General features: G+C 46.3%; 13 protein-coding genes. 12 read left to right on the forward strand and 1 reads right to left on the reverse strand.

What is annotated here, in order from left to right:
• Nucleotides 1-452: 452 nt before the first annotated feature.
• The 12 genes from N2K84_RS18955 (at nt 453) to N2K84_RS19010 (ending at nt 15,002) form a co-directional block, all read left to right on the forward strand.
• Nucleotides 453-1,436, forward strand: coding sequence for a porin (locus N2K84_RS18955; RefSeq protein ID WP_282593410.1), 984 nt, complete (start codon nt 453-455; stop codon nt 1,434-1,436).
• A 17-nt stretch (nt 1,437-1,453) separates the two neighbouring features.
• Nucleotides 1,454-2,518, forward strand: coding sequence for a phosphate ABC transporter substrate-binding protein PstS (gene pstS, locus N2K84_RS18960; protein WP_282593411.1), 1,065 nt, complete (start codon nt 1,454-1,456; stop codon nt 2,516-2,518).
• A gap of 24 nt (nt 2,519-2,542) precedes the next feature.
• Nucleotides 2,543-3,394: a phosphate ABC transporter permease subunit PstC gene (gene pstC / locus N2K84_RS18965; RefSeq protein WP_282593412.1), complete on the forward strand. Its 852-nt coding sequence runs from the start codon at nt 2,543-2,545 to the stop codon at nt 3,392-3,394.
• Nucleotides 3,395-3,404: 10 nt separating this feature from the next.
• Nucleotides 3,405-4,292: a phosphate ABC transporter permease PstA gene (gene pstA / locus N2K84_RS18970; RefSeq protein WP_282593413.1), complete on the forward strand. Its 888-nt coding sequence runs from the start codon at nt 3,405-3,407 to the stop codon at nt 4,290-4,292.
• 57 nt (nt 4,293-4,349) lie between these two features.
• A complete protein-coding gene (pstB, locus tag N2K84_RS18975) occupies nt 4,350-5,129 on the forward strand; it encodes a phosphate ABC transporter ATP-binding protein PstB (RefSeq protein ID WP_282593414.1) in 780 nt (259 codons plus the stop codon).
• 30 nt (nt 5,130-5,159) lie between these two features.
• Nucleotides 5,160-5,846 (forward strand): phosphate signaling complex PhoU family protein, encoded by a 687-nt coding sequence (locus N2K84_RS18980; RefSeq protein ID WP_282593415.1) that lies wholly within the window; start codon nt 5,160-5,162, stop codon nt 5,844-5,846.
• Between the two features lies 1 nt (nt 5,847).
• On the forward strand, nt 5,848-6,528 hold the full coding sequence (phoB, locus tag N2K84_RS18985) for a two-component system response regulator PhoB (protein ID WP_282593416.1): 681 nt from the start codon (nt 5,848-5,850) through the stop codon (nt 6,526-6,528).
• Nucleotides 6,529-6,555: 27 nt separating this feature from the next.
• Nucleotides 6,556-8,337, forward strand: coding sequence for a sensor histidine kinase (phoR, locus tag N2K84_RS18990; RefSeq protein ID WP_282593417.1), 1,782 nt, complete (start codon nt 6,556-6,558; stop codon nt 8,335-8,337).
• Between the two features lie 397 nt (nt 8,338-8,734).
• Entirely contained in the window at nt 8,735-11,467 is a 2,733-nt protein-coding gene (locus N2K84_RS18995; protein WP_282593418.1) for a TonB-dependent receptor, read from the forward strand.
• A gap of 45 nt (nt 11,468-11,512) precedes the next feature.
• On the forward strand, nt 11,513-13,750 hold the full coding sequence (locus N2K84_RS19000) for a hypothetical protein (RefSeq protein ID WP_282593419.1): 2,238 nt from the start codon (nt 11,513-11,515) through the stop codon (nt 13,748-13,750).
• Nucleotides 13,751-13,929: 179 nt separating this feature from the next.
• Complete coding sequence (locus N2K84_RS19005) at nt 13,930-14,283, forward strand: carboxypeptidase regulatory-like domain-containing protein (protein WP_282593420.1); 354 nt, start codon at nt 13,930-13,932, stop codon at nt 14,281-14,283.
• A 260-nt stretch (nt 14,284-14,543) separates the two neighbouring features.
• Nucleotides 14,544-15,002, forward strand: coding sequence for a toxin-antitoxin system YwqK family antitoxin (locus tag N2K84_RS19010; RefSeq protein ID WP_282593421.1), 459 nt, complete (start codon nt 14,544-14,546; stop codon nt 15,000-15,002).
• Between the two features lie 194 nt (nt 15,003-15,196).
• On the opposite strand, the gene N2K84_RS19015 is transcribed toward N2K84_RS19010, so the two are convergent.
• The coding region (locus N2K84_RS19015) for a transposase (RefSeq protein ID WP_282593422.1) at nt 15,197-15,517 on the reverse strand (321 nt) is incomplete at its 5' end.

The following is a 15,517-nucleotide window of genomic DNA, read 5'->3' on the forward strand; positions in this document are numbered from 1 at the left end:
TGTTTTCTTCTTGAAGCAGCATTTTTAAAATTGTCAGGAGCCGAAGAAAGAGAATGTCAGCTTTTGGACTGGCCTACGGGGGTTTTGCTTAGAAAACCAGGGAAGGGAATCTGAAGGGGGACTGGAAAGCGGCTCTGTTTGCCAGCTGTTTCTGTTTATTAACCGACGCCTCTCGAAGCGGGGAGGTGGTTGGCAGGTACCGTATCTCTGACACCCAATCTTGTTACTTGCAAACAAATGTTACAAAAATGAGCGGATGTAACATTTTTGAAATATTTGGCAAGTATTTGTAAAACAGTGTGTAATGGTTTTCGTAGAACCGGGAAATAAAAATCGGATTACGAAATTAATCGAATTGTAATCTTTTATTAATGGCGCTGTAATGAATTAGCAATTCATTTGTCAACGGATTCTGTGAAAAGAATTTAAATGTTTTATTCAATCTTAAGTATATGAAACGCATCAGTGTATTGACATTGGTCATGCTGTGCATGACTTTATTGGGGCAGTCCCAAACAACAGAAGAGTTTAAACCGGGTGGAAAACCATTTATGACAATTTTCAGTAATTACCACACGAAAGTTTCAGACGGCAATTCGGCTTCAGCCTTCGAGCTGACCCGCCTCTACCTGGGATACGACTACAAATTCAGCAAGAATTTCTCGGCCAAAGCGACCATTGACATCGGCGACCCGGGTGTTGGCGGCCTGCAAATGACGGCTTACGTGAAAAATGCTTTTGCCACCTACAAGTTGGATAAGCTATCGGTAAATTTCGGTTTAATTTCGACCACCCAGTTTAAGGTGCAGGAGGATGCCTGGGGGTATCGGTACTTGGCCAAGTCATTTCAGGATGAGTATAAGTTTAATGCAAGCGCCGACCTGGGAATCAGTGTTGCGTATAAGTTTTCCGATTTTGTCAGTGCCGATGTGATCGTCGCCAACGGCGAGGGCTACAAAAAACTTCAGGCCGACAGTGTTGTACGCACCGGGTTTGGGGTGACCGTATCGCCGGTTGAAAAGCTTACCGGCCGCGTTTATTACGATTTTAGTTCGAAAGAGCAAACACTTTCATCGCTGGCCACTTTTGTGGGTTATGCCGGCGATAAGTTTTCGGTTGGCGCCGAATACAACCAGCAGTTTAACAACGGTTTTAAAGAAAACCACGACCTGAACGGCGCCTCTGTTTATGCCACGGTAACCGCATCAAAAAAGGTAAAAGTGTTTGGCCGTTACGATAACCTGAGTTCAAACAAACTGACCGGCGAAACAGAAAAATGGAACCTTTCCAAAAATGGCGAGTTGTTCATTGCCGGTGTTGAATATGCACCCGTGAAAGGCGTGAAAGTGGCGCCTAACTTTCAGGGGTGGAGTCCGGCTGCCGGTAGCCAGGATTTCACTTCTACCTTCATTTTAAATTGTGAGTTTAAGTTTTAACCAAAAAATTAATAGTCATGAGAATTATTTTATCCCTCGTTTTGGCCGTTGCGTTGTTTAGCGCTTGCCAGAATTCGTCCCAAAAAGCAGGTTCTACAGAAAGTGCCAGCGCCAGCCTGACGGCTGCCGGGGCTACCTTTCCGCTGCCTTTTTACAACATGATCTTCAAACAATACACCGACGAAACCAAAGTGCAGGTAACTTACGGCGGCATTGGTTCGGGCGGCGGTGTGCGCAGCCTGGGCGACCGTGTGGTTGACTTTGGCGCTACCGACGGCTTTTTGAGCGACGACAAGCTGGCCGAAATGCCGGGCGAAGTGGTACACATCCCCACTTGTTTGGGCGCTGTGGTGATCGCTTACAACCTGCCGGGCGTTGACGACCTGAAACTGTCGAACGAACTGCTCGAAAAAATCTTCATGGGTGAAGTAACCAACTGGAACGATCCGTTGCTGAAGGCCAACAACCCGGACATTGAATTTCCGGATGTAGCCATCACGGTGGTTCACCGTTCGGATGGTAGCGGAACGACTGAGATTTTCAGCGACTTCATGTCGAAAATTAGCCAAAAGTGGGCCGACCAGGTAGGTTCCGGGAAATCGCTGAACTGGCCAACCGGTATGGGCGCCAAAGGAAATCCGGGCGTTGCGGGTACCATCAGCCAAACTTCGGGAGCACTCGGTTATATCGGTTCCGAATTTGCGTTTGCACAACGGATACAGACAGCCAAAGTGGAAAACAGCAGCGGCGCCTATGTGTTGCCAACCATCGAAAGTATCAGCGCAGCGGCTCAGGGCGACATCCCCGACGATACCCGCATCATGCTGACCAACTCGTCCGATCCGGCATCGTATCCGATCAGTGGCTTTACCTGGCTGATCCTTTACAAAGAACAAGCCTATGGCAGTCGTACCCTGGAGCAGGCGCAGGCAACAGTTAACCTGCTGGATTGGGTGGTGAGCGAAAAAGCGCAGGCGGAAGCCGAGAAAGTGCACTATGCCCCGCTACCCGACCTGGCCGTTGAAAAAGCAAAAGCCATTTTGCGCGGCATAACCTACAACGGAGAAGCCATTCTGAAATAAACCGGCTGAAACAATTGTATTCCGATGAATAGTGACAAAATCACAAAGATTGTTTTATCCCTGGTCTCCTTATTAGTTTTAATGTTGGCGGCAGGTATGGTATTTTCGCTGGTCGGAGGTGCCATACCTTCTTTCAAAGCATTTGGGTTGAAGTTTATTGTTTCGGGCGACTGGGACCCCACCGAAGGACGCGAAGTTTACGGGGCCCTGCCGTTTATTGCCGGGACACTGCTCACTTCCTTCGCCGCTTTGTTGATCAGTCTGCCGCTTTCCTTTTCCACCTCCTTGTTTTTGGGCGAATATTACAAGGGTACCCGTGTGGCCCGCATCCTGGGCATGCTCGTTGATTTGCTGGCCGGTATCCCCTCCATTGTGTATGGCTTGTGGGGCTTTTATGTATTACGCCCGCTAATGATCGACCTTGGGTTTGGCGGACAGGGCTTCGGTATTTTCACCGCCAGCCTGATCCTGGCCATCATGATCATTCCGTATGCCACCTCGCTCAGCAACGAAATTATCGCCATGGTCCCCAACGACCTGAAGGAGGCAGCCTACTCGCTGGGCGCTACCCGGCTGGAGGTGATCCAGACCGTTACGATTCCCACTGCCCGGTCGGGAATTGTGGCCGGCTACATCTTGTCGTTTGGGCGTGCTCTGGGCGAAACCATGGCCGTGACCATGCTTATTGGAAACACCAACCGGGTGCCCGATAGTTTTTTTGGCACCGGAAATACCATGGCCAGTGTCATTGCCAACCAGTTTGGCGAAGCCGACGGCTTGAAACTCAGTTCGCTCATTGCCATTGGGCTGCTGCTCTTCCTGATCACCGGTATTGTGAACGGGGTAGGCAAACTGATCATTAAGAAAATGACTTAAACAAACGATCGTGAACGCTTTGCAAGCTACTACATATCAGGATAAATCTTCCGGACGAATCTGGAAAGACAAGTTCATTCAGGGGCTGGTCATTTTTTTGTCGGTCGTCACCATTTCGCCGATTGCCCTGATCATTTACAAACTTTTTGTGGAGGGGTACAAGCAAATCAGCTTGGGTTTTATCATTGAGAATACCCCCGACACTTTTGCTGCCATGACGGCTGTCGCCAACGACGAACGCATTCCGGGCGGGATTGCCAACGGCTTGGTCGGCACGCTGCTCATGATTGTGCTGGCATCGGCCATTGCCATCCCCGTCGGAGTTCTGACCGGCATCTATTTGTATGAAAACCAGGGAAAGATGATGGCCAACCTTATCCGGAATATTTCGGATATTTTACAAGGTGTCCCCTCCATTGTCCTGGGGTTGATCTCGTATCTGTGGATCGTGAAACATGTAACGATGGGCTTTTCGGCCCTGGCCGGGAGCGTTTCGCTGGCCATCATGATGTTACCGATGATTGTGCGCTCCACCGAGGAAACGCTGAAAATGATCCCGATCACGCTGAAAGAAGCGGCCCTGGCGTTAGGCGCGCCGTATTACAAAGTGATCCTGAAGGTATTGATCCCAACCGGATACAGCGGCTTGTTGACCGGTATTTTGCTGGGTATCTCGCGTATTCTGGGCGAAACGGCACCGTTGATGCTCACTGCCCTGGGAAGCAGTACCATCAACCTGGATGTGACCAAACCCACCAGCGCCGTCCCTCTGTTGATTTGGGAATTTTACAACGACCCCAATATGATTGGTTTGATCTGGAGCTCATCGCTCTTGCTGATGGCCTTTGTTTTAACGCTGAACATTGTTTCGAAACAATTTGCGGCCAAACGCAGATAAGGTCTCAGACCTGTTAGTTATTATTGTTTCTCGCTGAGAATATTACTGGATAAAGAAATGACACAAACCATTGCTGAAATAAAGAATCCGGCCTTGTCGATCCGAGACTTGTCCATCGCCTACGATAAAAACTACGCGGTGAAGAACGTGACGGTCGATATCAAAAAGAATACCGTGACGGCTATCATGGGGCCATCGGGATGCGGTAAAAGTACCTTGCTGCGCGCCCTGAACCGTATGCACGAGCTGTACGAGAATATTACCACGGAAGGGAAAGTCCTTCTGCACGAAGAAAACATTTACGACATGTCCACCATTAAGCTGAGGCGGCAAATGGGCATGGTTTTTCAGCGCCCCAACCCGTTCCCGACCATGAGCATTTTCGACAACGTGATTGCCGGCTACAAGCTGAACGGGAATAGTCTGAAAAAGAAGGAGAAAGACGAAATCGTGGAACGTTCGCTGCGCGATGTGGCCTTGTGGGACGAGGTGAAAGACTCGTTGCACAAAAAGGGCACCTTCTTGTCGGGCGGGCAGCAACAACGCCTGTGCATTGCCCGGGCGCTGGCATTCGGCCCCGAAATTATCCTGATGGACGAGCCCACTTCGGCGCTTGATCCCATAGCCACTTCCAAGGTGGAAGACCTGCTGGTGAAGCTAAAAGAACACTACACCATCATCCTGGTGACGCACAATATGTCGCAGGCGGCGCGGATTTCGGATTATTCATTATTTATGTATCTTGGAGAGTTGGTAGAATACGGGAAAACCAAAAACATGTTTACCAACCCCAAAGACCCCCGTACGGAACAATACCTGACGGGCAAATTCGGTTAATTACAATTGTAACTTTAAAAAAATTCGATCATGACCATAAAAAAAGATGAATCCATTCTGGAAATCCAGGCCGACTTTGAGAAACTGGCCAATGTTGTTCTCGAACAATTGGATTACATGGAGCACTTTGTCACCTCGGGCGAGCTGAGCATTCCGAATGAGGTGTTGTCGTTCGTTACCAAAAACGAAAAGGAGATTGATAAGGCGGAGGTGAAACTGAGCGATAAGATTGTCAACACCATCGTGCTGCAAAAGCCGGTGGCCAGCGATTTGCGCCGTATTATTGCCTGTTACCGCATCCTGATTAACCTGGAGCGGATTGGTGATCTGGTGATTAACATTACCGAGTTCATCAAGAAAATTAAAACGGAAGAGATTTACCAGAACTTTCACGAAGTGCTGTCGAACACAGCCATCCTGAGCCATAAAATGGTGCGCAAAGCCTTGCTGGCCTATACCAACGACGACCGGGAACTGGCCATCTGGACCATCAAGAACGACGCCATCATGGACGAGATCAACAATAAAATGTTGAAGAAACTGGTGAATAAGGCCGATTCGGAAGAAAAGAACAAGCACCTGCTGATCAGTATTATTACCATTAAGGAAATGATGTCGAACCTGGAGCGGATTGGCGATTACGCCACCAACATTGCCGAAGCGGCTATTTATTCGATTGAAGGAAAAGACATCAGGCACCATAAACTCGAAGAGTAACATGGACTTTATACCCCGTATATTAGTTGTTGACGACGAGCAGGACCTGCGCGAGATCCTGCAGTTTAACCTCTCGAGCGAAGGGTTTGAGATTGACGTGGCCAGTTCGGCCGAAGAAGCGCTCACTAAGCCGCTCGAAAGTTATCACCTTATTTTGCTGGATGTGATGATGGGCGGCATGTCGGGCTATAAAATGGCCGATATTGTACGCAAGGAGCGCGAGCTGGATGTACCTATCATTTTCCTGACGGCCAAAGATTCGGAAAACGATTTGCTGACCGGCTTCAATGTGGGGGGCGACGATTACATCATCAAGCCGTTCTCCATCAAGGAAGTGATTGTGCGCATCCGGGCCATCCTGAAGCGGGGACGGGCGACTGCTGAGCCTTCTACCACGCTCCAGGCCGATGGGTTGAAACTGGACATCAACCGGAAATTAACGACCATTGACGGCACCCCGGTGAACCTGACCCGGAAAGAATTTGAGATCCTGATTTTGTTGATGAAAAACCAGGGTAAATTTATTTCCCGGCAAGAAATTCTGAACCGCATCTGGAGCAACGATGTGATTGTAACCGAGCGAAACGTGGATGTAAACATCGCCCGGTTACGCAAAAAGATTGGCGATTACGGCAGTTCCATCATTGGCCGGTCCGGTTATGGCTATTGTTTCGAAAAGTAAAAATTGAGCCTTAAATACCTGTATAATATGACCAACGTGTTAAAACACAGAACCTATCAGCAACGCATCTTCTTATACTTTTTTGCTGCCTTTACGCTGTTTACCGTTTCCATTCTTGCCTTTCAGTATAATCGCGAAAAACGTTACCGTACCGGGCAGCTGGAAAGTACGCTCGACAACATTGCCGAGATAACACACCGGTATGTCGATCACCATGGTTTGATGCCCGGCGGAGACTTCAGGCTGCTGGATTCGATGGTGTACCTGATCCCCGAGGCAAACACCCGCATCACCGTCATCGATAAACATGGCAAAGTGCTGTATGACAGTTTTGTTCCCGAGTTTGAGAAGATGGAAAACCACCTGTTACGCCCCGAAGTGCAAAAGGCATTGTATGCTGGCACGGGTGGCAATATCCGCCATTCGGGCACTACCGGTCAGGATTTCTATTATTACGCCCGGCTTTACGACAGCTATTTTGTGCGGTGCGCCGTGGTTTACGATATCGACATCAAGAATTTCCTGAAAACGGAACGCCTGTTCATCTTTTTCATGATCGCGCTGTTCCTGTTCATGTGGCTTTTGCTGTATGTGGTAACCCGCCGGTTGGGCGAGTTTATCACCAAACTGCGCGACTTTGCGGTGCGGGCAGGAAAAGAAGAAAATATCGATCCCGATATCAGTTTCCCCGATTCGGAGTTTGGCGACATTCGTCGTCAGATTGTGCGGATTTACGACCGGCTGAAACGCGCCAAAGATGATCTGAGCGCTGAGAAGGAACGTTTGTTCAACCACCTTTATGCCCTGAATGAGGGGATCGCTTTCTTCACGGTCAATAAAGAAAAGATACTGGCGAACAGTCATTTCGTTCATTTTATCAACCTGATTTCGGAACGCTCAACCATTTCCGCTGATTCCCTTTTCGACATACCCGAGTTTAAACCGTTGATCGAAAAATTGGAAAAGTACTTGCAGTCCGACGTGCTGATTAGCCCGAAAAACCCGCCGCATGTGCATATTACCGTTGCCAAAAATGAAATGTACTTTAAGGTGCAGGGGATTGTTTTTGCCGATAAAAGTTTTGAGGTGCTCATTGAAGATATTACCCGGCCCGAAAAGCGCCGTTTGCTGAAACAACAGCTGACGTCGAACATTGCCCACGAGTTGAAAACGCCGCTGGCATCGGTGAAAGGCTACCTGGAAACCATCCTGAACAATAAAAACCTGCCCAAAGAAAAACTGCACTATTTTATTGAGCGGGCCTTTTTACAGAGCGAACGCCTGAACGATCTGCTCAACGACATCTCGCTGCTGAACAACATTGAGGATGCCGGTGATTTGTTCGAGTTCAAGAAAACCAAGCTACGCCCGCTGGTTCACGATGTGATTGAAAACCTGGAGTCGCGCCTGAACGAGAAAAACATCCTGGTGCAGCTGGCCATCGACGAAAAAGTGGCGGTGTATGGAAACGACAGCCTGCTGGCCTCCATCTTCCAGAACTTCATCGAAAACTCGATTAACTATGCCGGGAAGGGCGTCACGATCCAGATCAGGCAATACCTGGAGGACGAGAAATTTTATTACTTCAGCTATTCCGATAGCGGGAAAGGAATTCCGGAGGAACACCTGGGCCGTATTTTCGAACGCTTTTACCGGGTTGAGGAAGGCCGCACACGCGAAAACGGCGGCGGCACCGGGCTGGGTCTGGCCATTGTGAAGAATGCCGTACAATTACATAAAGGTGAAATATCGGTGCGCAACCGAATCGAGGGCGGTTTGGAGTTCCTCTTCTCCCTGGCCAAGGAATAACACTGGCGTAATCATATCTTAACAGTATAATAACAACGTTCCCGGATCTGCATATGATCCGGGAACTTTTTTTATATCAGTGAGATACACGACAGAGCTCCCCATCCCATATAATCGTTTTGTGACAGCAATGTAACACAAGAGTATAGGAACCTTAATCGCCCTGTAATATAATAGGTCGTACTTAGCAGCGTGAAAAAAGGGATTATTTCCTGAGAAACCGATCTTGTTGTTACAAAATTATGGGGACTCTGCCCGATGGATGAAAGGACTACCATTTTGCCAATGAAACCCAAACTTAATCAAACAAAAACAGCAGGTAAGAAAAAGCTGAGATGATAAGTTCGGTGCTGACTTAGTTAAAATGATCTCTTATTATAACATACGACAAATTTTTATGGGAATTAGAAGATTAGTACTGCTAAAGCTTTTTGTGTTCTTATCGATACTAGCGGTTGCACAAAAAGGAACGATTAAAGGTCTGGTGACCGATGAAAAATCAAAGGAACCCCTGGTTGGTGCGACAATCATGCTTGAGGGGACAACTACTGGAACAATTACAGATTTTGACGGCAACTATGTGCTGGGCAACATTACCCCCGGGACCTACAACATTCGTTGCTCCTTTATTTCTTACGAAACGAAATTGCTCAAGAACATTTTGATTCAGGCGGGCAATACGGTTGAGCTCAATTTTGACCTGGGGGAATCGACTGTTGAAATTGAAGATGTAAAAGTTGTGGCCAAGGCCAATCGGGAGTCGGAATCCATGTTGTTGCTTGATCAGAAAGATGCAGCCATCAGTAAAGAATCGATCGGAGCGCAACAACTGTCCAATCAGGGAGTGTCGGATGCTGCATCGGCAGCTACCAAAATAACGGGTATTACCAAGCAGGAAGGTTCAAAAACCCTTAACATTCGCGGGCTGGGCGATCGGTACAATACTACTTCCCTAAATGGTTTGCCTTTGCCTTCGAACAATGCCGAATATAAGAACATCGACCTCGAACTTTTTTCTACCGACATCATTGAATTTATAAGCGTTGAGAAAGTTTTCACGGCCCGCATGAACAGTGACTTTGCCGGCGCCAATATTGATATATCCTCGAAAAAACATGTTGGAGATAACTTTCTGAGTCTGGGAATGAAAACAGGAATGAATTCAGAAATTTTGAATACGGATGTGTTTTATCTGCAGGATGGCCCCGGATTCTTTGGGTTTCACAATGCCTCGGCTCCAACTTCGCTTGATTCGTACAATAACTTTAAGTTCAACTGGAACCCGGAGGAAAAAACGGTTTATCCCAATGCCGGTTTCTCGTTGGCCGGAGGAAAAACAATTGAATTCAATAACTCCTCATTACGCAGTTTTGCAACTCTTTCGTTTGATAACGAATTCAACTTTACCGACCTGATTGAGCGAAAAGTGAATGGAAGTAACTTTGTTCGTGCCGATTTGGAAGGCGAAGAGTTTGGTTACCAAACTCAAACCACCGCAATGGTTAACCTGAACTACTCCCAAAAGAAAAGCAACTACTATTTCAATTCTATTTTGCTGAATACTTCCGATCAAAGCCTGAAAAACCTGCGAGGTTTTATCATCGATTTGGCTGAAGAAGGGGGTTTGGTGCGCCGGTCTGAATTCGAACGGACGATGGTGCTGGTTAACCAATTTTTGGGTGAACACAACATCAACAAGAAAATGGACTTTAAATGGGGTGTCGCTTATAACAATGTGCAAAACACATTGCCCGACAGGCGACACAATACACTGGACGGACCAGATGCTGACAGGAAAGCTTTTGGCACCAATGACCAGGCCAATAACAACCGTTATTTTCACGAACTTACCGAAGACGAATTTGCAGGCAATATAAGCTTAGACTATAAATTTGGCCAGCCGGTCGGTAAAGCAGATTACCGCGGGAAGTTTACTGTGGGCTACTCAGGCAAATACAAAACAAGAGGTTTTATCGCTACGCAGTTTAACCACAAAATCATCAACAACCAGGTTGTTGATGTGCTGGATATTGATTCCTATTTTAACGGCGAGAATCTGCAGGAGGGTGATTTTCAGGTACGGACATTCTCAAGCAACTTTATTCTGTCGTCAACCTACGAAGGAGAACAGCTGATCAACAGCGGGTACACCAGCTTGGAGTACGATCTTAGTCCGAAACTGTTAATGTCGGCCGGTTTGCGGGTCGAGAATATCAGTCAAACTATTCAGTTTAAAACGGTTTTGAAAGAAGGCGAAGGGGAATTCAATGAAACCAACTTGTTCCCAAGTCTTTCCTTAAAATATGCAGTAACCGACAAAGCCAATCTTCGATTTTCGTCTGGTGTTACGCACACTTTACCTCAGTTTAAAGAAACGGCTGTATTTCTCTTCGAAGGAATCACCGATGCCACGGTTGGTAACGAATATCTTTATCCCTCAAAGGACTATAACGCCGATTTGAAGTGGGAATATTTTCCCAAAAACGGAGAATTGTTTTCAGTAACGGCTTTTGGTAAATATATCGTCGATCCGATGAACAAGTTTGTCATGGCATCGGCATCCAATGATTTTACCTATGCCAATACCGGTGACTGGGCCAAAATATACGGGGTGGAAATTGAAGGCCGGAAAACCCTGTATAGCGCAGAAAATGGATCGAAATCGCAAAAACTCTTTCTGTCGGCCAACCTGACCTTGATGCATACCAACCAGGAACTGGATACGGAAAAGATTAACAGGGAAAGTAACGGAAGCGTAAATGCTAACTTTGGAAGAGCCAGTGAAGAACTGGAAGGGGCAGCGCCGATTATTGCCAATGCCAGTCTGAGTTATACCTTGAAATGGAACGATTTTAATAACTCGCTAACTCCTACTGTAGTTTACGGTTACACTTCCGATCGATTGTACCTGATTGGGTACTCATCTCTGGGTAATCAGGTGGATAAAGCCTTTCACAACCTTGATTTTGTATTGAAAGCTAAGTTGAAGCGGTTGGGCTTAAGCCTGAGTGCTAAAAATATCCTGAATCCGGATTTTGAACGTGTTCAGGAAAATGAAACACAACATTTCATTGTTCGCTCTTACCAAAAAGGAACAAAACTCAGTTTTGGTATTTCTTATGACTTCTAATCAGAATAAAATTTAAAAATCACATTGTAACTAAAATTTGAAGAAATGAAAAAACTTGCTTATTTGATGATTTTTGCGTTGGCAGTTGTTGGTTTCAACAGTTGCGACAACGGTGATGATCCAATTGATCCGGGGTTCCAGGTTGATTCAGAAAACTTGCAGGGAACTCTTGCAGCCGGAGATAATGTCACACTCGATGCTTCAGTGACCTACAAATTAACAGGAGCTCTGATTGTGGAAGAGGGAGCTACGCTGACCATTCCTGCCGGAACGGTAATTGAGGCTACTCAAACTACTTCTGCTAATCCAACCGTCCGTTATATCGCGGTGGCTCAAGGTGGGAAAATTTATGTGAATGGTACTGCCGGCAGCCCGGTAGTTATGACCAGCGAGGTTAAAGAAACAGAGTCGTGGGGTGGTTTGGTTGTGTGCGGTAAAGCGCCTACCAATAAGTCAGACAGTGGTTCTGCCGGGGCCGAAGTATCAGGCCTTTCCTACGGTGGCGATGTTGCCAACGATAACTCTGGTTCAATTACTTACCTGCGTTTGGAATATACCGGTTACAAATACACCGACGAAAAGGAATTCAACGGTCTTTCCTGCTTTGGTGTGGGAAGCGGAACAACCATCGACTATGTTGTTTCTTACAAAGGTGGGGATGATGGTATTGAATTTTTTGGCGGTACAGTAAATGCGTCTCACCTGGTGTCGGTTGACAGTGGTGACGACGGTATTGACTTTGCTGATGGTTGGAGTGGCACCGGCGAATATTGGGTGGCCATCAACTCAGCAAAATCCGGTATCGAAGGTTCAAACAATGGCGATAATGGCGCTGCAACTCCGATGACCACAGCTACTTTGAATAACCTGACTATTTACGGAATGGGTGAAAAGCCGTTCTATTTCAAGGAAGGTGCTGGTGTACAAACTATCGACAATATTGTGTTGGGTGGATTGGCAGCAAGCAAAGCTCAGTCTTTTTTCTATGCTGACGCTTCTGATGCAAATGCTGCTGCTCGTATTGCTGCCGGTGATATTACGATTACCAACGTTAGCTTTGTTGGAATGGCCGAAGGTCAGTCAAAAGCTGTTGATGGACTGACATTTGTTGAAAATGCTGGAGCTACCGGTGCCGGAAATGGCATTAACAAACCAAGCTGGATGCCCGATGCCTTGAATAATGTGGATGGAACAAACACTGTTTTTGGTGATGCAGCCGTGGCTACTATCAAATTATCCGGTGAAATTACAACGGATGTTGAATTAAGTGCTACTAATAATTACATTCTGGACGGTGCTTTGATCGTTGCTAATGGTGGTTCGTTAACGATCCCTGCCGGAACGGTTCTGGAAGCCAGTGAACCAACCGAAGCCAATTCTGTAGTTCGCTACATTGCTGTTGCCCAGGGTGGTAAGATCTTTGTTAACGGTACGGCTACAGAGCCCGTGATCATGACAAGCTCGGTTAAAGCTACGGAGTCGTGGGGTGGTTTGGTTGTTTGCGGAAAAGCTCCTACCAACAAGTCAGACAGTGGTACTGCCGGAGCAGAAGTGTCAGGCCTTTCTTATGGTGGTACTGTTGCCGACGATAACTCTGGTTCAATTACCTATCTGCGTCTGGAATATACCGGTTACAAATATTCTGATACCAAAGAATTTAATGGTCTTTCTTGCTTTGGCGTAGGTAGCGGAACAACTATCGACTACGTTGTTTCCTACAAAGGCGGCGACGATGGTATGGAATTCTTCGGTGGTACCGTAAACGCTTCTCACTTGTTGTCGGTTGAAAGTGGTGATGATGGTATTGACTTTGCTGATGGCTGGAGCGGAACCGGTAATTATTGGTTTGCCCTGAACTCAGCCAAATCCGGTATCGAAGGTTCAAACAACGGCGACAATTATGGTGCGACCAACCCAATGACCGATGCCACCATTACCAATATTACCGTATATGGTATGGGTGAAAAACCTTATTACTTTAAAGAAGGTGGCGGTAAACAAACGATCGACAATATTGTGATTGGTGGGTTGAATGCCGCTAAAACACAGGCGCAATTTTACATCGATTCAAGCGACACCGATGCTGCTGCCCGTATTGCAGCCAATGAAATTGTGGTTACCAATGCCAGGTTTATTGATATGGCAGCCGGTCAAACAAAAGCTGTTAGCGGCTTGTCAATGACTGAGAGCGACACAGCTACCGGCGCCGGAAACGGTAAAGATAAACCAAGCTGGTTGTCTGATGCATTGAACACCATTGCCACTGGTGTAACGATTTTCTAAGAACAACTGCCGGTTGAAAGATAATTGAAGCAGTGACTTCAATTCCCGTAAATTTGTCAAGCCCCGGGTCGATTGATCCGGGGCTTATTTTTATATCCTGTTTAATTGTATTTTAATCTTTCTGCAACGATGCTGTAATTCTTATGCTGTAGTTTTGTAAGTGTAAAATAAGGACAGAAATGAAAAATCTATTTTTAAGCATTTTATTCATTGGGTTGGTTGCCGTTGCAACTGCCGGAAATAAAGAAGGTAAAAACGAAACTACAGCCGATAACGCCGTGCTCACCGTTTTGAGTGGCGAAGTGGTTGATCAGCTGACCCACGAAGCTTTGGTGGGCGTGAAAGTTACGCTGGAAGAAACCGATCAGGTGGTTTATACCGATTTCGATGGCAAATATACCTTCGAAAATCTGAAACCCGGAACCTACAATCTGACAGCATCTTACATCTCGTACGAAAACAATTCGCTGGAAGATCTCGAGCTTCGTCTCAACGCAAACCAGGTAAATATTAGTTTGAAGTCTTCAAATTAAGTTGATTGGTTTATTTCATATACTTAAGATTGGCGACCGCTTCTGAGAGCAGAGGCGGTTTTTTTATATGCAGCAGTTTTAATCCTTGTATTTGAGGGAGTTGTATAATTTGTTGGGGAGATGGATTCTTGAGCCAAATATTAAATCTGCACGGGGAGAAAGAAATTTAACGTTAATTATTTGTTAATCCCAGGGTTTTGCTCTTAACTTTGTCTTAACATTAGAGCTAAAAATCACCCATTAAGAAGAAGGAGGTCGTTATGAGAAAATTTATCACATTATTCGGGTTGTTCCTGTTTTTTACAAGCTATACCATCGCACAGCAAGTTACCGAGATTGAAGGCGTATATTACACCGATTCAACTCCTTACACGGGTGTGTACAACACCTTTTTTGAGAACGGCAACAAAAAAGTTACCCTCAACCTGTTGAACGGGTTAAAAGACGGCGAAGTCCGTGTTTATTTCGAGGATGGCAAACTGAACGAGATCCGTTCCTATAAAATGAATAAAATGGACGGAACCTGGATCACCTATAACGAAAACGAGGTGAAGGTAGCTGTTGCCAACTACCAGGATGGCCATAAACATGGCGAATGGAAAGTGTGGGACGACAACGGAAACCTGATTTACGAGATGAGCTATGTAAACGGAGAGAAATCCGGTACCTGGAAGAAATATGATGCTTCCGGTGAATTGGTTAGTGAACGTACCTTTTGAAATTTTTTTCAGGATAGTTGAACGAGGGGCCCGAACAAGGTCCCTCTTTTTTTGCAGGTGGAATCAGCATCCGGTTGGGGCTGTCTTTTTAGGTGTTCACTATTACAGCGCCCGGATTGCCGGGTGGTTCTGCTTTTTTACTGAAGGAATTCGCACGAGGGTGTCCCAAAAGGTCATCCTCTTTTTTTATTTTATTAGGCTGCAAGTTTTGTAATACAGTCTCGATTTTTCTGCATGAGCTGTATTTTCAACCAGATGGGTTCAACGAATAGGGGAATAACCAGGTCTTGACTATTTTGAGGCGTATTTTGAAATAAAAATGCCTGGTTTTGCCTGGTTTTGTGCATTTTCCCCATGTTGAAGGCAATAGCAAAGATGGCAAAATCCATAGCGACTTTGTCTTTTCCTTTATGACGGAACCGGTAATATGATTTGTCAAACTTCATTTGCCCAAATACGGCTTCCGGTTCTATTGGTCGTTTCTTCCGCATTCGGATACCTTCTTCCGAGGTTAA

Origin of the sequence: Gaoshiqia sediminis, from assembly GCF_025907915.1 — a bacterium.
Classification (GTDB): domain Bacteria; phylum Bacteroidota; class Bacteroidia; order Bacteroidales; family Prolixibacteraceae; genus Gaoshiqia; species Gaoshiqia sediminis.